Origin of the sequence: Geomonas azotofigens, assembly GCF_018919395.1 — a bacterium.
GTDB lineage: Bacteria > Desulfobacterota > Desulfuromonadia > Geobacterales > Geobacteraceae > Geomonas > Geomonas azotofigens.
Genome location: NZ_JAHLME010000002.1, coordinates 320,653 through 339,486, shown reverse-complemented (window position 1 = coordinate 339,486; position 18,834 = coordinate 320,653). Strand labels below are relative to the sequence as shown.

General features: G+C 61.4%; 17 protein-coding genes. All 17 read left to right on the top strand.

Annotated elements, in window-relative coordinates:
• The first annotated feature begins 7 nt into the window (after positions 1–7).
• The 17 genes from KOL99_RS06510 (at position 8) to KOL99_RS06430 (ending at position 18,821) form a co-directional block, all read left to right on the top strand.
• A complete protein-coding gene (locus KOL99_RS06510; RefSeq protein WP_216509671.1) occupies positions 8–1,036 on the top strand; it encodes a lysylphosphatidylglycerol synthase transmembrane domain-containing protein in 1,029 nt (342 codons plus the stop codon).
• Positions 1,026–2,882, top strand: coding sequence for a glycosyltransferase family 117 protein (locus KOL99_RS06505; protein ID WP_216509670.1), 1,857 nt, complete (start codon positions 1,026–1,028; stop codon positions 2,880–2,882). The genes KOL99_RS06510 and KOL99_RS06505 overlap by 11 nt, the downstream gene beginning before the upstream one ends.
• Positions 2,882–3,736 (top strand): shikimate dehydrogenase, encoded by an 855-nt coding sequence (locus tag KOL99_RS06500; protein WP_216509669.1) that lies wholly within the window; start codon positions 2,882–2,884, stop codon positions 3,734–3,736. The genes KOL99_RS06505 and KOL99_RS06500 overlap by 1 nt, the downstream gene beginning before the upstream one ends.
• Positions 3,737–3,808: 72 nt before the next feature.
• Positions 3,809–5,515: a type IV-A pilus assembly ATPase PilB gene (pilB, locus tag KOL99_RS06495; protein ID WP_216509668.1), complete on the top strand. Its 1,707-nt coding sequence runs from the start codon at positions 3,809–3,811 to the stop codon at positions 5,513–5,515.
• Positions 5,516–5,547: 32 nt separating this feature from the next.
• A complete protein-coding gene (locus KOL99_RS06490; protein WP_216509667.1) occupies positions 5,548–6,651 on the top strand; it encodes a type IV pilus twitching motility protein PilT in 1,104 nt (367 codons plus the stop codon).
• Positions 6,652–6,691: 40 nt separating this feature from the next.
• Positions 6,692–7,915, top strand: coding sequence for a type II secretion system F family protein (locus KOL99_RS06485; RefSeq protein WP_216509666.1), 1,224 nt, complete (start codon positions 6,692–6,694; stop codon positions 7,913–7,915).
• A gap of 5 nt (positions 7,916–7,920) precedes the next feature.
• Positions 7,921–9,546 (top strand): two-component system sensor histidine kinase NtrB, encoded by a 1,626-nt coding sequence (locus tag KOL99_RS06480; RefSeq protein ID WP_216509665.1) that lies wholly within the window; start codon positions 7,921–7,923, stop codon positions 9,544–9,546.
• 96 nt (positions 9,547–9,642) lie between these two features.
• A complete protein-coding gene (locus KOL99_RS06475; RefSeq protein ID WP_216509664.1) occupies positions 9,643–11,016 on the top strand; it encodes a sigma-54-dependent transcriptional regulator in 1,374 nt (457 codons plus the stop codon).
• Between the two features lie 218 nt (positions 11,017–11,234).
• The gene (locus tag KOL99_RS06470) at positions 11,235–11,459 is read left to right on the top strand and encodes a type IV pilin protein (protein ID WP_216509663.1); all 225 of its coding nucleotides are present in this window, start codon (positions 11,235–11,237) and stop codon (positions 11,457–11,459) included.
• A gap of 35 nt (positions 11,460–11,494) precedes the next feature.
• A complete protein-coding gene (locus tag KOL99_RS06465) occupies positions 11,495–11,914 on the top strand; it encodes a hypothetical protein (RefSeq protein WP_216509662.1) in 420 nt (139 codons plus the stop codon).
• Positions 11,915–12,048: 134 nt separating this feature from the next.
• A complete protein-coding gene (locus KOL99_RS06460) occupies positions 12,049–12,840 on the top strand; it encodes an ABC transporter permease subunit (protein WP_216509661.1) in 792 nt (263 codons plus the stop codon).
• On the top strand, positions 12,840–13,700 hold the full coding sequence (locus KOL99_RS06455) for a hypothetical protein (RefSeq protein ID WP_236025859.1): 861 nt from the start codon (positions 12,840–12,842) through the stop codon (positions 13,698–13,700). Before KOL99_RS06460 ends, KOL99_RS06455 begins: the two co-directional genes overlap by 1 nt.
• Before the next feature lie 19 nt (positions 13,701–13,719).
• Entirely contained in the window at positions 13,720–14,598 is an 879-nt protein-coding gene (locus KOL99_RS06450) for an ABC transporter ATP-binding protein (protein ID WP_216509660.1), read from the top strand.
• Positions 14,595–16,304: a tetratricopeptide repeat protein gene (locus KOL99_RS06445; protein ID WP_216509659.1), complete on the top strand. Its 1,710-nt coding sequence runs from the start codon at positions 14,595–14,597 to the stop codon at positions 16,302–16,304. The genes KOL99_RS06450 and KOL99_RS06445 overlap by 4 nt, the downstream gene beginning before the upstream one ends.
• On the top strand, positions 16,304–17,146 hold the full coding sequence (locus tag KOL99_RS06440; RefSeq protein WP_236025857.1) for a decaprenyl-phosphate phosphoribosyltransferase: 843 nt from the start codon (positions 16,304–16,306) through the stop codon (positions 17,144–17,146). The genes KOL99_RS06445 and KOL99_RS06440 overlap by 1 nt, the downstream gene beginning before the upstream one ends.
• A complete protein-coding gene (locus KOL99_RS06435; protein WP_328759882.1) occupies positions 17,128–18,099 on the top strand; it encodes a glycosyltransferase family 2 protein in 972 nt (323 codons plus the stop codon). Before KOL99_RS06440 ends, KOL99_RS06435 begins: the two co-directional genes overlap by 19 nt.
• Positions 18,096–18,821: a glycosyltransferase family 2 protein gene (locus KOL99_RS06430; RefSeq protein ID WP_216509657.1), complete on the top strand. Its 726-nt coding sequence runs from the start codon at positions 18,096–18,098 to the stop codon at positions 18,819–18,821. The genes KOL99_RS06435 and KOL99_RS06430 overlap by 4 nt, the downstream gene beginning before the upstream one ends.
• Positions 18,822–18,834: the final 13 nt, after the last annotated feature.

Here is an 18,834-nt window from a genome sequence, read left to right as displayed (position 1 = left end):
AGCCCCATTGTTCACGGAAAAACTCGATAAAAAGCTCTTGCTCGGCCTCGCCATCAGCGCCCTGTGCCTTTTTTTCCTGTTCAGGAAGATCGACTTCCACAAGATGGCGGAGGCCTTCGCGGGGCTTGAGTACCGCTACCTGGTGCCGGCGCTGCTGCTCACCTTCGTCAGTTACTACCTGCGCGCGGTGCGCTGGAAGTTCCTGCTGCTCCCCATCAAGAAGACCACCATGGGGAACCTGTTCCCCTCCACCCTGATCGGTTACATGGCCAACAACCTGTTGCCGGCGCGGCTGGGCGAACTGGTGCGTGCCTACTCGCTGGGCAACAAGGAGGGGATCGGCACCAGCGCCGTGTTCGCCTCCCTGGTCCTGGACCGGCTTTGCGACGGCTTCACCATCTTGTTGGTGCTGTTGATCACCTTCTTCACCATCAGGCTTCCCGCCGGAATGGAGGGGATCCAGCGCGCGCTGGTCACCGGGGGGTACGTCACCTTCGCGCTCTACCTCGGGGTGCTCGCCTTTCTCTTCCTGCTCAGGCGCCACACGGAACTCACCCTCGGGCTGGTGGCGCGCCTGGTGCACCCGGTCGCCCCGCACCTGGGCGAGAAGATCGACGGCGTCCTCCGCTCTTTCATCTCGGGCATCCGCTTTCCCGGGAACCTCGGCGCCGTCCTTGGCATCCTGGTCAGCTCCCTCTTGGTCTGGGCCACCGCCATCTGGCCCGTGGACCTGATGCTGCGGGCTTTCGGGGTCGTGCTGCCGGCGACGGCGTCCATGTTCATCATGGTGTTCCTGGTGTTCGCGGTCATGGTGCCGGCCTCCCCGGGGTTCATCGGGACCCACCACCTCGCCTGCGTCACCGCGTTGTCTGCCTTCCAGATCGGGAGCGAGCGGGCCCTCAGCATCGCCATCGTGATCCACGCCATGGGCTTTTTCCCGGTCACCATCGCCGGGCTTGGCTGCCTGTGGCGGGACAAGCTTTCCATCAGGACCATCAGCGAAAATACCTCTCAGGAGCAACTGCGTGAACAATAACGGAATCCTCGGCAGGCTGGATGCCTTCGCCATCCTGGCCTTCAGCATCCCCTTGTTCATCTACCTTTTGACACTGGCCCCCACGGTGACCTTTTTCGACAGCGGCGAGTTTCTGACCGCCATCGCGTCGCTGGGCGTCGCGCACTCCCCGGGGTACCCGCTGTTCATCAACTACGCGAAGCCGTTCACCTTTCTTCCCATCGGCAGCATCGCCTTCAGGGTCAACTTCGCCACCGCGGTCTCGGCGGGGCTCGCCTGCTACGGCGTCTACCTCTTGACCGTGAAGTTCCTGGAAGGGGAGGAGACCTCCTGGCAGGGGAGGTTCCGTGAACTGCCGGTGAAGCTCTCCGCCCTCGCCGCCGCCGTCACCTTCGCCTGCACCGCGAGGCTCTGGCTGCAGTCCAACCACGACAAGCCGTACCCGCTGCTCGCCTTTATCTGCGCCGTGGTCTTCTACCTGATGCTCCTGTGGCGTGAGAGCTATCTCGCCGGCGAGGAGCGCCCGGCCTACGTCTATCTCGGCGCCTTTCTCTGCGGCCTGGGCGCGGGCGCGCACCAGATCATGGTGCTGATGATCCCGACCTACGCCTTCCTGCTCTGGTCCGCCGATCACCGCGTCATCATGCGCTTCAAGGAGTTCTTCATCGCCTTCGCCTTCGGGGTGCTCGGCTTCGGCATCCACCTGCACCTGGTGGTGCGCGCCTTCCAGAACCCGGTGCTCAACTGGGGGGACTCGAAAAACCTCGAGCAGTTCCTTTGGAACATACTGCGCAAGGGATACCCCGTGGAGAAGCCCGCCCGCGACCTGGGCCTGCTCTGGGCGCAGCTGAACGCCTTCAACGTCCCCTACGAGTTCACCGTGGTCGGCATGGCGCTGCTCATCATCGGCCTGAGCTACCTCCTCTTCAGAAAGCGCGAACTGGTGCTTGGGTACCTGATCACCCTGGGCGCGTTCCTGGCCGTCATCGTCGGCTACTTCAACACGCCGGGGGAATTGATCTTCCTCACCGAGGAGTTCTTCACCCCGCTTTACCTCCTCACCGCGGTCTTCATCGGGGTGGGACTCTTCACCGTGGTGAAGGAGGCGGCCCAGCGCCTCCCCGACTCGGCGCCCTTGCGCGTGGGGCTCCTGGCGCTTCTTTTCATGCTCCCCGCCACCATCTTCGCCCAGAACTTCGTGGAGAACGACCAGCACGAGAACTACATCGCCTTCGACTACGCCACCAACACCCTGCGTTCGCTGCCGCAGGACGCGGTGATGTACACCTGGGGCGACTCGGGCGCCTTCCCGCTTTGGTACCTGCAGGGGGTGGAGCGGATGCGCGAGGACCTCGACCTGCCGCATACCCCGCACCTGGTCTTTGACTGGTACCTGGACTCCATGCCGCGCATGTTCAAGCAGAGCCAGCTGCGCAAGATGCCGATGGAGTACCGCTCCCCGGACAACACGCTGCTCACCTCGGTCATGGAGCAGTACAACCGCCGCCCCGTCTTCGTCGACTTCTCTACCAAGTACTCGATCAACTTCAATAATTTCGTGCTGCACCAGCGCGGCATCACCTTCCGTCTGGACAGCGCCAGCGTTCCGCAGTCCCCCCCCGACCTGGACAGCTGGCCCATCTACTCGCTGCGCGGCGTGCTGGGCGACCACGACATGTTCTTCCGCGACCTCGATACCGGCAAGGCGATCCTGATCTACGCCGCGGCCCTGATCGAGTCGGGACAGACGCGGCTGCGCATGGGGCAGAAGGAGGCGGGGGTGCGCGACCTCCAGATCGCCGCCGCCATCTCGCCGGAGAACAAGCCGCAGGTCGACGCCATTCTGAAGGCGACCGGGGCACAGTGATGGCCATCACCGGAAAGACCACGGTAACCGGGATCATCGGCTGGCCGGTGTCGCACTCGCTCTCGCCGGTGCTGCACAACGCGGCCTTCCAGGCTCTGGATCTCGACTGGATCTACGTTCCCTTCCCGGTGGCGCCCGAGCGCCTGGCCGAGGGTATCGCGGGGCTCAAGTCGCTCGGTGTGGCCGGCTTCAGCGTCACCATCCCCCACAAGGTCGCCATCATTCCCCTGCTTGACCAGGTCACCCCGGAGGCGGAGCTGATCGGCGCGGTCAACACCGTGGTGGCGCGGGAAGGACGGCTCTTCGGGTACAATACCGACGGCATCGGCCTGATCGCCGCGCTGCGCGAGAAACTGGGCTGCGACCCCGAGGGGAAGCGGGTCCTGGTGTTGGGCGCCGGGGGGGCGGCCCGCAGCGCCGTGGTGTCGCTGGCCGCCGCCGGGGCCGCCGGCATCGCCATCGCCAACCGTTCCACGGATGCCGCGGTCGCGCTGGCGCACCTGGTGGGCGCGCGCCTGACGGCGACCCGGTGCGAGGGGGGCGGTCTCGCCTCGCTTGCCGACCCCGGCTTCATGGGCTCCTTCGACCTCGTGGTCAACACCACATCGGTCGGGATGGCGGGGGACTCGTTTGCTGGACTCGCTCTCTCCTCCCTCGCGCCGGGGGCGTGCGTCTACGACATGGTCTATGCGCCGCCGGTTACCCCGCTCCTTGCCCAGGCGGGCGCCTTGGGGATCCCCTGCGCCAACGGCTTCGGGATGCTGGTCGCCCAGGGGGAGGCTGCCTTCAGGATCTGGACCGGCGCCACGCCACCCCGGGGGTGCATGGAGGGCGCGCTGGCCGCGGTTTTGTAGGTTAGAGCAATTCCTTGACATTAACGTGATTACAAAATACCATTCACAGGATATTTAACCCCTGAGGTAGCTATGCACGTAAGCAGACTGGGTGAACTGCTGGTCACAAACAACCTGATCACCAAGGAACAGCTGAAGCAGGCGCTCGCGGAACAGAAGTCCGCAGGTAGCCAACTGCGTCTTGGCTCCATTCTGGTCAGGGATGGACTGATCAATGAGGCAGATCTCACCTCGTTTCTCTCAAAGCAGTACGGTGTACCGACCATCAACCTCGCCGACTATGAGGTCGACGCCGCCGTCGTCAAGATCATCCCCGCCGAAATCGCCCACAAGTACCAGATCGTGCCCGTGAACCGGGCGGGTTCCACGCTCATCATCGCCATGAGCGATCCTTCGAACATCTTCGCCATCGACGACATCAAGTTCATGACCGGGTACAACGTCGAAGTCGTCGTGGTCGCCGAGAGCGCCATCAAGGCCGCCATCGACCGGCTCTACGACCAGAGCGCCTCGCTGGCGGACGTGATGAGCGACCTGGAGATGGAGGACCTGGAGGTCGTCGGGGACGAAGAGGATATCGACGTCGGCTCTCTCGAGCGCGCCACCGAGGACGCCCCGGTCGTCAAGCTGGTGAACCTCATCCTCACCGACGCCATCAAGAAAAAGGCCTCCGATATTCATATCGAGCCCTACGAGAAGTATTTCCGGGTACGCTACCGCATCGACGGCGTGCTCTACGAGGTGATGAAACCCCCGCTGAAGCTGAAAAACGCCATCACCTCCCGCATCAAGATCATGAGCGAGCTGGACATCGCGGAACGGCGCCTGCCGCAGGACGGCCGTATCAAGATCAAGCTGGGGGGGGGCAAGGACATGGACTTCCGCGTCTCGGTGCTCCCCACCCTGTTCGGCGAAAAGATCGTTCTGCGTCTTCTGGACAAGAGCAACCTGCAGCTGGACATGACCAAACTGGGCTACGAGCCGGAGGCGCTGGAGCACTTCCAGCGGGAGATCCACAAGCCGTTCGGCATGGTGTTGGTCACCGGTCCTACCGGTAGCGGCAAGACGGTTTCGCTGTATTCCGCCCTCTCCGAACTGAACAAGGTCACCGAGAACATCTCCACCGCCGAGGACCCGGTCGAGTTCAACTTTGCCGGCATCAACCAGGTGCAGATGCACGAGGACATCGGCCTCAACTTCGCCGCGGCCCTGCGCGCCTTCCTGCGCCAGGACCCGGACGTGATCATGATCGGCGAGATCCGCGACTTCGAGACCGCCGAGATCGGGGTCAAGGCGGCCCTCACCGGCCACCTGGTGCTCTCGACCCTGCACACCAACGACGCCCCCTCGACCATCAACCGCCTGCTCAACATGGGGATCGAGCCCTTCCTGGTCGCCTCCGCGGTCAACCTGATCACGGCCCAGCGCCTGGCACGCCGCGTCTGCGGCGAATGCAAGGTGGTCGAGGATGTGCCGGTGCAGGCCCTGATCGACGCCGGAATCCCCGCCGAACAGGCACCCTCCGTGGTCTGCTACCGCGGCACCGGCTGCCCCAAGTGCAACGGCACCGGTTACAAGGGGAGGGTGGGCTTCTACCAGGTCATGCCGATGCTGGAGCCGATTCGCGAGCTGATCCTAAACGGCGCCAACACCGCCGAGATCAAGCGCGAGTCCATGCGCCTGGGGGTCAAGACCATGCGCCAATCCGGCCTCACCAAGTTAATGGAAGGCGTCACTTCATTCGAGGAAGTCCTAAGGGTTACGGTGGCCGATGACTGACGCCACGAAAGGGTAACGAAGACGAGGTATTCATGATCAACTTTCACCAAATGCTCAAGGAACTGGTGGAGAGGGGCGGTTCCGACCTCCACATCACCACCAATACCTCGCCGCAGATCCGCATCGACGGTAGACTCACCCCGATCGACGTCCCGCCGCTCACCGCCATCGAGACCAAGCAGCTCTGCTACAGCATCCTCACCGACGCGCAAAAGCACAGGTTCGAAGAGGACAACGAGCTGGACCTCTCCTTTGGCGTCAAGGGGCTGTCGCGCTTTAGGGGGAACATCTTCGTGCAGCGCGGCGCGGTCGCCGGCGTCTTTAGGGTGATCCCGTACAAGATCCTCACCTTCGAGGAACTGGGGCTTCCCCCGGTGGTCAGGGCGCTGTGCGACAAGCCGCGCGGCCTGATCCTCGTCACCGGGCCGACCGGCTCCGGCAAGTCGACCACGCTCGCGTCGATGATCGACCACATCAACATCAACCGGCACGACCACATCGTCACCGTCGAGGACCCGATCGAGTACCTGCACCCGCACAAGGGATGCATCGTGAACCAGCGCGAGGTCGGCGCCGACACCAAGAGCTTCAAGCATGCGCTCAAGTACGTGCTGCGCCAGGACCCGGACGTGGTCCTGATCGGCGAGCTGCGCGACCTGGAGACCATCGAGGCGGCGCTGACCCTCGCCGAGACGGGTCACCTCTGCTTCGCCACGCTGCATACCAACTCCTGCGCCCAGACCATGAACAGGATCATCGACGTTTTCCCCCCCTACCAGCAGACCCAGGTGAGGACCCAGCTCTCCTTCGTGCTGGAAGGGGTCATGTCCCAGACGCTGATCCCGAAAGCGACCGGGCCGGGACGCGCGCTGGCGCTGGAGGTGATGGTCCCCAATCCCGCCATCAGGAACCTGATCCGCGAGGACAAGGTGCACCAGATCTACTCGCAGATGCAGGTGGGCCAGGATAAATTCGGCATGCAGACCATGAACCAGTGCCTGATGAATCTTTTGTCGCGTCGTGTCATCACGGTCGACGACGCACTGGGCCGTTCGTCAGAGCCCGACGAGTTGAAGCAGATGCTCGCCCCGGGAGGGGCGGGGGCGGCGCAAATGAGGCGTCCGTCGCAACGATAGCAGCAGCCAGTCCCGGCCGGCGCCGGGAGAGGAGCACGTAATGACAAAATTCGATTGGGAAGCAAAGAGCAAGGCGGGGGGCGTCCAAAAGGGCGTCATGGAAGCCGCCAGCGCATCCATGGTGGAGGCGCAGCTCAAGAGATACGGTTTCTCCGGCATCACCGTCAAGGAGCACGGCAAGGGGCTCTCGATGGAGCTCAAGATCCCCGGCCTGGGCGGTCCCAAGAAGATCGAGACCAAGGACCTGGTCGTCTTCACCCGCCAGTTCGCCACCATGATCGATTCCGGCCTGCCGCTGGTGCAGTGTCTGGATATCCTCTCCGGGCAACAGGAGAACAAGACCTTCAAGGACATTCTGGTGAAGGTGAAGGAGAGCGTCGAGAGCGGCTCCACTTTCGCCGACGCCCTGGCCAAGCACCCGAAGGCTTTCGACCAGCTCTACGTCAACCTGGTCGCGGCGGGCGAGGTGGGCGGTATCCTCGACACCATCCTTGCCAGGCTTGCCGCCTACATCGAGAAGGCGATGAAGCTCAAGAAGCAGGTCAAGGGCGCCATGGTCTATCCGATCACCATCATGTCCATCGCCGTCATCGTGGTCGGCGTCATCCTGATCTTCGTCATCCCGACCTTCGCGAAGATGTTCGCCGACTTCGGCGGCGAGTTGCCGGCGCCGACCAAATTCGTCATCGCGCTTTCCAACTTCCTGGTCAAGTACATCGTGGTGATCATCGCCGTCCTCTTCGGGATCAAATACGGCATCGGCAAATACTACAACACCACCAGCGGCAGGAAGGTGCTCGACGCCTTCGCGCTCAAGGCGCCCATTGCCGGCCCCCTGATCCGCAAGGTCTCCGTTGCCAAGTTCACCCGCACCCTGGGGACCATGATCAGTTCCGGCGTACCCATCATGGATGGTCTCGACATCGTCGCCAGGACGGCGGGGAACAAGGTCGTCGAAGAGGCCATCTACAACGTGCGGCAGTCCATCTCCGAGGGTAAGACCATCGCCGAGCCGCTCGCCGAGAGCGGCGTGTTCCCGCCGATGGTGGTGCAGATGATCTCCGTCGGCGAGGCGACCGGCGCCATGGATGCCATGCTCAACAAGATCGCGGATTTCTACGATGACGAGGTCGACGACGCCGTCGGGGCCCTCACCTCCATGATGGAGCCTTTGCTCATGGTGTTCCTCGGCACCACGGTCGGCGGTCTGGTCATCGCCATGTATCTCCCGATCTTCAAGTTGGCCGGCGCGGTTGGCGGTTAAGCTGGATGATCGAAAAGAAGAAAGTCTTCTGGTTCATACTGCTGAGACTGCTGGTGGTATCGGTCTTCCTCGTCACCACCGTTTATCTTGACGTACACACCTACGACGTAAGTGGCGAGGTAGCCGGCAAAGTGCTGGTCCGGTTGCTGGGCGCCACTTACCTCTTTTCGATCCTTTCACTGGTGGTGCTGCGCAAAGCGTCCGACAGGACCACCCGTACCCTGACCCATCTCCAGATCGTCTGGGACCTCATCCTGGTCACCGTCCTGATCCTGGTTTCCGGTGGCGTCACCTCCCACTACGCTTTTCTCTACTTTCTGTCGATCATCAGCGCCAGTGTGCTGCTGGCCCGTTCCCAGGCCTACTATACCGCGTCGCTATGCGTCATCTTCTACGGCGCCATCCTTGACTTCCAGTACTACGGCAAGCTGGTTCCCCTGGGGCTTTCCCCGTATCCCGCGCAGCAGTGGGGCGCCGAGTACCTGTTCTACCTGATCTTTCTCCACTGCGCCTCGTTTTTCCTGACCGCCTTTCTGGCCGGGCACCTGGCCGAGCGGGCTCGGGTATCCGAGAGCGCGCTGCAAGAAAAGGCGATCGACTACGAGGAGCTGGAACGCCTCAATTCCTGCATCGTTTCGACCATCGACAGCGGTCTTTTGACCATCAATGTCAACGGCAGGATCCGGGTCTTCAACCGCTACGCCGAACTGCTGACCGGGGTCTCCCAGCAGGACGCCTACGACCGCCTGCTCACCGACGTCCTCCCGGGCTGCTCGCGGTTCCAGTCGACCTTCTTCGAGGCGGGGCAGGGGGAGTTTCAACACAAGGGGGCGGACGGCAAGGAACTGCTGCTGTCCTACAAGACGGTTCCGTTGCTGGACAAGACGGGAGCGCCGGTAGGGGCGATCTTTGACCTGCACGACCTGACCGAGCTGAAGCGCATGGCGGCCGAGTTGAAGCGGGCGGACCGCCTGGCCGCGCTGGGCGAGCTTTCAGCGAAGATGGCCCACGAGATACGCAACCCCCTGGCGGCGATCAGCGGCTCGGTACAACTGGTCGCGCTGCGCCCCTGGGTGGACCAAAAGGATGAGCGCCTGTTCTCCATCATACTGAGGGAGACCGACCGCCTGGACGGCCTGTTACGCGATTTCCTCTCTTACGCCAAGCCCAACCAGCCCGCCAAGGTGCCGCTCAACCTGCACCGGGTCATCGCCGACCTCTGCGCGCTGCTCGCCACCGATCCCAGGATGGAAGGGGTCGAGGTCGACAACCAGCTCCCCGGCGAGTTGGTGGTGCAGTTCGACAAGGACCAGTGCACGCAGGTGTTCTGGAATCTCCTGGTGAACGCGGCCGAGGCCATCGCGGGAGACGGCCGCATCCGCATCGACGGCGCGCTGGTCCAGGAGAGCGGTTGCCCCTGTGAGGCGCGCGTCGACATTAGGGACAGCGGCTCCGGCATGAGCCAGGACGACGTGAAGCGGGTCTTCGAACCCTTTTTCACCACCAAAAAAGGGGGGACGGGGTTGGGCCTTGCCACGGTGTACCGGATCGTGGAAACCAACGGCGGCAGGATGGCCATAAGCAGCGCCGAAGGGAAGGGCACCACCGTCACGCTCCACCTGCCGGCGTAAGGGCAGGGCTTTGGGCCTGGGGGAGCGTGCCCCGGCGCCGCGCGTCTTCATACGGTTGGACGATTTATACTGAGACTAGTGAGCGAGGTTTTGTAAATGCGTGCCAGGATTTTGGTTGTCGATGACGAGCTGAGCATGCGGGAGTTTCTCGCCATCCTTCTCGATGGGGAAGGGTACCTGGTGGATCAGGCGGAAAGCGCGGAGGACGCCCTGTCGCGTATAGGGCGGCAGCAGTACGAGATGGTCATCTCCGACGTCAGCATGCCGGGACTTGGGGGGATAGAGCTTCTGTCCCGCATCAAGTCCGAGTCTCCGGACACCGCCGTCCTGATGATCACCGCCTTCACCACTGCGGAACAGGCGGTGGAGGCGATGAAGCTTGGGGCCTACGACTACATCGGCAAGCCCTTCAAGGTGGAAGAGGTGAAGGTGCTGGTGCGGAAGGCCCTGGAAAAGCAGCGGCTCGTGCAGGAAAACATCCGGCTGAAGGCGGAAGTGCAGGAGCGCTTCAGTTTCTCGGGGCTGATCGGCAAGAGCAAGCAGATGCGCGAGGTCTACGATCTCATCGCCAAGGTCGCCGACAGCACGGCTAACGTCCTCATCACCGGAGAGAGCGGCACCGGCAAGGAACTGGCGGCAAGGGCGATCCACTACAATTCGCCGCGCAAAAATGCCGCCTTCGTCGCGGTCAACTGCGGCGCGATCCCCGAAACCCTCATCGAGAGCGAGCTCTTCGGCCACGCCAAGGGCGCCTTCACCGGCGCCATCGCGGACCGTCCCGGTCTTTTCGAGCAGGCCGAAGGGGGGACCCTCTTTCTGGACGAGATCGGCGAGGTCCCTCTGCTGTTGCAGGCGAAGCTTTTGCGTGTGCTGCAGGAGCGCGAATTCCGCAGGGTGGGGGGGGGCAGCTCCCTCAAGGCCGACGTGCGCATCGTGGCGGCATCGAACCGCAACCTCGAGGAGCAGGTGCGCGAAGGGAGCTTCCGCGAGGACCTCTTTTACCGCCTCAACGTGGTACAGATACGCATGCCGTCGCTCAAGGAGCGCAGCGAGGACATTCCCGCGCTGGTCGAGCATTTTTACAAGAAGTACTCCATCTGGTCCGGCACCGGCGACATCATCACCCCGGATGCCCTGCGCGTCCTCTTCAACTACCCGTTTCCTGGCAACGTGAGGGAACTCGAGAATCTGGTCGAGCGCTGCGTCGTGCTCGGCAGCAGGGTGATCGCCCTCGACTGCCTTCCACCCGCGGTGCGCGAGCACAAGGTCGCCTCCCCCCCCCCTGACGGTATCGGCATCCCGGAAGAGGGGATGGACCTGCAGGCCTACCTCGACAGCCTCGAGCAGAAGCTCCTGGTGCAGGCCCTGGACAAGTGCGGAGGAGTCAAAAAGCGCGCCGCCGCGCTGCTCGGCATGACCTTCCGTTCCTTCCGCTACCGTCTGGCCAAGTTCGGCATGGACGAGGAGTGACTGACAAAAAACGTCACCGTATCGTCGCCAAAATTGTCGCTGTGACGTTTCTGGGCGTTGTGTCAGACCTGTCACTGGTTGCAAAGTCCCTCAATTTACTCCGTTTTTATCTGTTTCGTTGTTTTGGCCCATATGTTGCTCTATGGAACACGTCTTGCGGTACCGATGATCTAACCAGATCTTCCAATCGGCAATCCACCAACGAAAAGGAGAAACAGATGTTAAACAAAATCAGAAGCAACAAAGGCTTCACCCTGATCGAGCTCTTGATCGTCGTCGCGATCATCGGCATCCTGGCCGCCATCGCAATCCCGCAGTTCTCCGCTTACCGCGAGAAGGCCTTCAACGCCGCCGCCAACTCCGACCTGAAGAACTGGAAGACCGGCCAGGAAGCGTACTACGCCGACGTGCAGACCTACCCGGCATACTACGAATACAACTAATCCCAATAATAAGATCTGCTAAATCGGAGGATACAATGAAAAAGGTTCTCGCCTTAACGCTTCTCTCGCTCTCGTTCGCTTCGTCGTACGCTTTTGCCGGCGCTGGCGTTGCCGGTACCGCTATGGACAGCGGTGCCGTAACCAACCCCGCCGTTTCGATTTATGGCGGCAACACCCAGCAGAACGCTACTGACGCTAAAAGCCCGCTGATCAAGCTGTCTTCCAAAGTAAGCGCTACCATCAACTACGAGTCTGCAAACAAGGGCATCGGTCAGAGCTCCAGCTACGCGATCGGCACCAAGCATGTAGACGGCTCCAAGATTTTTGGTACCGCGTCCGATTCGACCACCATCTTCTTCAAGCAGAACGCCAGCGGCACCGCCTTGACTAATGCCAATTTCGGCTCCGCTTTGAACAACACCAACTTCGGGGTCGCCGGTTGGACTGCCTACTAGGTTAAGCTGGTACCGATCGGGTTCGTGGAAAACGGGATGTTTCGGCATCCCGTTTTCTATGGTGCCTCGGATTTCACCTGCCAGGTTGCGGTTCACATCCTGTCTTTTTTACATGAGGAGTGCGGATAAGCGGTATGCTCAATACAGTTGCTGTCAACCTTCGGGCGATCTTTCGGGACAGGGTTTTTCATGGGATTGTGGTCGTTGCCTTGTTGTTTCTGCTGATCCCCTCGGTCAGCTCGCTTTCCATGCGGCAAGTGACTGAGCTCTCGATTACTCTCGCGCTTTCCCTGCTTTCCTTGATTCTCCTGCTACTGTCCATTTCCTTGGGTGCCACTTCGCTCTGGAAGGACATCGAGCGCCGCTACACCTACAGCGTGCTCAGCCTCCCGCTCAGTCGCAGTTCCTACCTGGTTGGCAAGTTCGTCGCGGTCGCCCTGTTCCTGCTCCTGGCGACGCTGGTGCTTGGCGCGGTCGCCTGCTGCATGATCTGGCTCGCCTCGGGAATTTACCCTGCGGATCGCCCCATTGTCTGGATGAATCTGGTTTTGTGCATCGCGGCCGATCTGTTGAAATACGTCATGCTGGTCGCCTACGCCTTTTTGTTTTCCACGGTCAGCACCTCGTTTTTTCTCCCCATTTTCGGCACCATTTCCGTGTTCCTTGCCGGAAACGCCTCGCAGCAGGCCTACGATTATGTCCACTCCCCGCTGGCCAAGACGCTGTCTCCCGTGGTCAAACAGGCAGCCTCGTTTTTCTACTATCTGTTGCCTAACTTCAGTGCCTTCAATCTCAGGATCAACGCGATTTACGGGATCCCCTTGTCCATGAAGGCCGTGGTTCTGCCCGTAATGTACTTCTGCATCTACACGACCCTCTTGGTGGTTTTGGCAACCGTTATCTTTACCCGACGTGAGATGAAATGATGTCCAAAACGGTGCGGAAACTTTTTCTTGTTCTCCCCATCCTCGTGGGTTATCTGGCGGTCGTTTTCGCTCTTGCCGATTACATGAGAAGCAAGCCATTCGTGGAAAAGCTCGGCTACATACCGAGCGTCAACACCATGAAGGCGATGTCGGCCGATCACCGGGAAACAGTCGGCGCCTTGTTGATGCTGAAGGTCCTGATGTATTACGGGGGGCTGGTGGATAAGGCGAGCAACGAGCTGGAGATGCCGATCGATTACCCCGCCATGTCGCGCACCATCGATGCCAGCCTGAAGCTGGACCCCTACAACATGGATGGCTACTATTTCGCCCAGGCCATTCTCACCTGGAATGTAGGCCAAGTGGCCCTCGCCAACACGTTCTTGGAACGCGGCATGGAGTATCGTGACTGGGATTGGCAGCTTCCCTATTTTGTCGGGTTCAACTACGCCTATTTCCTGAAGGACTACGGGCGTGCCGCCAAATACTACCGTCGCGCGGCTGAGCTTAGCGGCAATAACATGTTCATCAGTTTGGCCGGGCGCTACATGCAGCGCTCCGGCAGTACCGAAATGGCCATTGTTTACCTCGGCAACATGGCCAGAAACTCGCGTGACCAGGCCGTGAAAAAATCGCTCCTCGTCCGCCAGGCGGCCTTCATCAGGGTGCTGGAGCTGGAAAAGGCACGCGACGCTTTCGTGCAGCAGCACGGCAAACTTCCCGGGTCACTGGAAGAGCTGGTGCGGGCCGGTTTGTTGCGCGGGATCCCCAGGGATCCGTATGGCGGGAAATTCATCCTGCAAAGTGATGGCAGCATCAGCTCTACGAGCGGTTTCTCCTTCTCCGGAGGGAAAAAATGAGGCGAGGTCCGAGGCGGAAATGCACGCGATAGAATTCGACGAATTAAGCAAGGTGTTCCAGGGTAAAAAGAAGGTCACCGTCAACGCCTTGAACTCCCTGTCTTTGCAGGTTGCCCAGGGAGAGGTGTTTGGTTTTCTCGGTCCCAACGGCGCCGGTAAAAGCACTTCCATCAAGATTTTGCTGGGCCTTATCGGCAGCACCGCCGGTACCGCCCGGATCATGGGGGTCGACGTCACCGAGAAATCTGCCCGTTCCGATGTGGGCTTTCTTCCCGAGAACCCCTCTTTCTATGATTTTCTCACCGGCGAGGAGTACCTGCGCTTTGTCGGCAAGAGCTTCAACATGTCAGCGGCCGATATCTCCGCAGGAAGCAGCGACGTCCTGAAGCGTCTCGATCTTTGGGAGGCCCGCAAGCGCCCGATCCGTGGCTACAGCAAGGGGATGGTGCAACGTCTGGGTCTTGCCCAGACGCTGATACATGATCCCTCGGTGTATGTTCTCGACGAGCCCATGAGCGGCCTGGACCCGATCGGCCGGGCCCTGGTGAAGGACATCATCCGCGAACTCAAAGAGCGCGGCAAGACGGTATTCTTCAGCACCCATATCACTGCCGACGTGGAAGCCGTGTGTGACCGGGTCGGCGTCATCAACAAAGGCGTCCTTCTCGCCGTCGATACGGTCTCCGGCGTCCTCGAACGTGGCGTCGAGGGGTACACCGTGCGAGTCCTCAAGCCCGACGGCGCATCCGAGGAGCGCGTTGTGGCCAAAGCCGATCTGCAGGAATTCATCGAGAAGTCGATGGCGCAGCGCTGGGCCATCGAAAGGGTGGAGCCCAAAAGAAAGGATATGGAAGCATTTTTTCTGGAAATGGTGTCACCAAAGCAGACGTCGGGATGAAGCTCAAACCCTGCTATCAGATACTGATTCTGGCGGCTATCGTCCTTTGCGTCTATTATCCGGCACTCTCCGCCGGTGTTTGTTCAGTAGACGACCCCCGCATTATCGCAGCCTATAACGCCGGCGCAGGCAAGACGTTGATGGATTTGTTCCGCCCCAGCGGCACCTACTATTACCGGCCGCTGATAGAACTCTCCTATTACCTGGACAACCTGCTCTGGAGCATGCACCCCCGGTTCATGCATCTGGAGAACATCCTGTTCCATGCCCTCAACACCATGCTCCTGTTCCTGATTGCCAGGCAAGTGGCAGCGGCCTGGTCCATAAAAGCACCATGGTTTCCGCTGGCAGGTGCCATGCTCTTCGCCGTTCATCCCATCAACACCGAACCGGTCACCTGGATCGCCGGCCGTACCGATCCCTTGGCGGCCGCTTTTGTCTTCGCCGCGCTCTGGTGCCTGCTGCGGAGCCTCAGCACGGACCGGCTTCTCTATCTTTGCCCTGCCTTGCTGCTGTTCGTTTTAGGGGTGTTGACCAAGGAGGTCGCGATCTGTTTCCTGCCGGTTGCGATGCTGCTGGCCGCCTGTTGGCCTGCTCCTGCCCGATCCCGGCGGATCGTTCTGCTCGTTTTGGCAGGCGTTGCCGCCTCGTGCGGGTTGTTGCTGTCAATTCTCGCCGCGCTCAGCCCGACTCTCAGCGTCAGCAACCTGCTGGGCAACCAGGTCGGCGGACCGCTGGCAGCTCTGCGGACCGTCACCGCCGCGCTCGGCTTTTATCTGAAAAAACTGGTTGTGCCGTTTCCCCTCAATTTCGCCATCGATGCCGTTTCAGCGCTCTACCTGGTTCCCGCGATCCTCTTTTTGCTGCTGGTGCCGTTCTGGCTGAAAAAGCGCAGCTTGGCTGCCGTGCTAGGCGCGGCTTGCGCCATCTTTTTGCTCCCCGCGCTCGTGGTCTCGCTTGGCCATGTGGCCTGGACTCCGTTTGCGGAGCGCTACCTTTATCTCCCCTCGGCGTTCATGTGTCTGGGTGTTGCCGGCCAGGCCTCCGTTTTGCTGGAGAGGGGCAATCGGCAACGGTGGTTGCTTCCCGCAGCCGTTGCCATCGCCGTCATCGCGGGTTCTCTGACGGTGCAGCGCACCTTTGTCTGGCAAAATAACCTCGCCCTTTTCCGGGATACGGTGGGTAAGTCCCCAGGCTTTGGCGCGGCACACCTCGAACTCGGCGTTGCCCTTCTGTTAAAGGGAGAGTTGCGCCACGGGCGCGAGGAGATCGAGACGGCCGAGCGGCTGAACGACCGGCCGTCGATCAGGAGCCTCATCAAGCAAAACCTGATGGCGGTGCGGCTCGATGAGGGAGACTATCAGGGCGCGCGGGAATATTTCTTCCGCAATTTCGACAGCCTGGACCAAGCCGGCCCCGAATTCCTGCAGATGCTGGTCAAGGCAGATGAAGGGCTTGCCCGGCAGGCCGCCGATGCGGCTGTCAGGGACGGCATTTACCGCGGCATGATCGGCACCTACCGGTTGCTGTACCTGAAGACCCGCGACCCCTTCAACCTCTACCAGAGCGGAAAGGTGGCGCAAGAGCGCGGCGATCGTGCCGAGGCCATGGCCTATTTCCGCCAAGCGGTGCGGGAAGCCCCTGCCGATACACACTACCGCGCGGCGGCAACGAAAATGCTGCAAAGGCTGGAGGTTGGACAGTGATGAGGGCTTATATCACCTTGCTGCGTCCCGCCCAGTGGCTCAAAAACCTGATGCTTTTCTTCCCCCCGTTCCTGGGAGGGCAACTCCTGGTGCAGGGCCAACTCGCGCGCGGCATTGCCCCGCTGCTCGCCTTCTGCTTCGTCTCCAGTTCCGGCTACGTGCTGAACGACTTGCTTGACCGCGAGCGCGACCTGAGCCATCCCAGGAAAAAACTGCGCCCCATCCCGTCCGGGATGGCCAGCGTCACTGGGGCCGTCGTGCTTGCCGTCCTGCTGCTGGCGGCGGGACTCGCCCTCGGAAGCAGTTGCTCGATGGTGTTCCTGGCCTTTCTTCTTTGCTACCTGGGCGTCACGCTGTCTTACTCCTTCGCGCTCAAGAGCTACCCTATCGTGGACCTGTTCTGCATCTCCGCCGGGTTCCTGCTCCGTCTTCAGGCGGGTGGGGAGGTCTTTCACGTCGAGATTTCCCCCTGGCTCTTTATGAGCGTATTTCTTCTTTCGATCTTTCTCAGCACGGGAAAAAGGCTGTGTGAGTACTGCCTCTTGGGAGAGAAGGCGGTTGAGCACAGGGAAAACCTCGTCCATTACCCGCAGGGATACCTTGAGGGGATCATGTACATGTCCGGTGGCGCCGCGCTGGTGACCTACGCTATGTACACCACCATCAACCGGACCACGCTCATCTACTCGGTGCCGCTTTGCTGCTTCGGTCTCTTCCGTTACATCCTGAGGGTACAGTCCGGCAAAAGCGGCGACCCGACCGAATCGCTTCTCAAGGACCTCGTGCTGCTCCCCGTTGGTATCGTGTGGGTGGCCATGGTGGCGTGGAGCATCTACTGGTGAACCGGGTCTACGTCATCGTTGTCAACTGGAACGGTTGGCGGGACACCGTGGAGTGCCTGGAAAGCCTGCGCGCACTCAGCTACTCCCCCCTGAGCGTCATAGTCTGTGACAACGGCTCGACGGACGATTCGCTGCATCGCCTTCGCGACTGGGTCGACGACAACGGCATCGACTGCGCCGAGTACAATGCCGCCGAGGCGGAGTCCGGCGGCGTTGCGGGACTGGACCCCTGGCTTGTGCTGGTGCGAAACGGAGGCAACCTGGGCTTTGCCGGCGGCAACAATGTTGCGTTGCGCTACGCCCTGTCCCGGGACGATTTCTCCTACGCCTGGCTGCTCAACAACGACACGGTCGTCGATCCCGATGCGCTTTCACACCTGGTACGGCGCATGGAGGAACACCCCTCCATCGGCATGTGCGGGTCGACCATCCGCTACTACGAGGACCGGGAAAAGGTGCAGGCGCTGGGTGGGGGGCATTACTGCCGCTTCGTCGGCCTTCCCTGGCACTACGGCCGATTCTTGGGAGGGCATACCGAGCGCAGCAGGGCCGAGAGGTGGATGAACTACGTGGAAGGTGCGTCGCTCATGGTCTCCAGTCGCTTTCTCAAGGAGATAGGGGTCATGTCCGAGGACTACTTCCTCTACTTCGAGGAGGCGGACTGGGCGGAGCGGGCCAAGGGGCGCTTCGAGCTTGGCTACGCGCCGCGAAGCCTTGTCTACCACAAGGTGGGCCGCAGCATCGGCACCAGCAGCAACCCGCGCCGCAAGAGCTACACCTGCGACTTCTACAACGTGCGCAACCGCATCCTCTTCACCCGACGCTACTATCCCTACGCGCTGCCGACCGTCTACCTGGTGCTGCTCGGGGGACTGCTGCTGCGCCTTCTGCTGGGGCGCTTCGACCACGCCGCCATGGTGCTGCGGCTCCTCCTGAAAGGGGCGAAGCGATGAGCACGGAGCCGCGCCTTAGCATCGTAACCGTGGTGCGTAACGCCGCGGACCACCTCGAAGAGACCATCCTCAGCGTGCTGGAGCAAAAGCACACCAAGGCCATTGACTACCTGGTCATCGATGGCGGCTCCACGGATGGCACGCTGCAGGTCATCGAGAGGTACGCAGACCGGTTGCACTACTGGGTGAGCGAACCGGACCGCGGCACCTACGACGCCATGAACAAGGGGTGGCGCGCTGCGGATCCCGAGAGCTCGATCCTCTTTCTCGGCGCGGGAGATCGGGTGGTTTCCCTGCCGGACCGTCTCGGCGACTATGGCCCCCGCGACGTTCTCTACGGCACGGTGCAGATGGGGCCGGGGCGGGTCTTTCACCCGAGGGCTGACTGGCACTTGAGGCTCTACAACACCCTGCACCACCAGGCGCTCCTGGTGCCCAAGCGGGTGCATCCCGAGCCTCCGTTTGACTGCCGCTACCCGGTGTACGCCGACTTCGATTTCAATCAGAGGATGAAAAAAGCCGGGGTCGATTTTGTCTTCTGCCCGCAGTTGATCGGCTATGCCCGCCCAGGCGGGGTGAGCGATTGCCCCCGCTTCACCGAAACCTTGCGGGTTGTCAGGGCCAATTTCGGTTTTTTCTGGGCGGCGCTGGCCATTTCGGGTTACTATGCCATGCGGATTATGCCGCTAATGAAGAAGCTGCGCCCCATACGCGACGTCTGATACCACCAAGAGG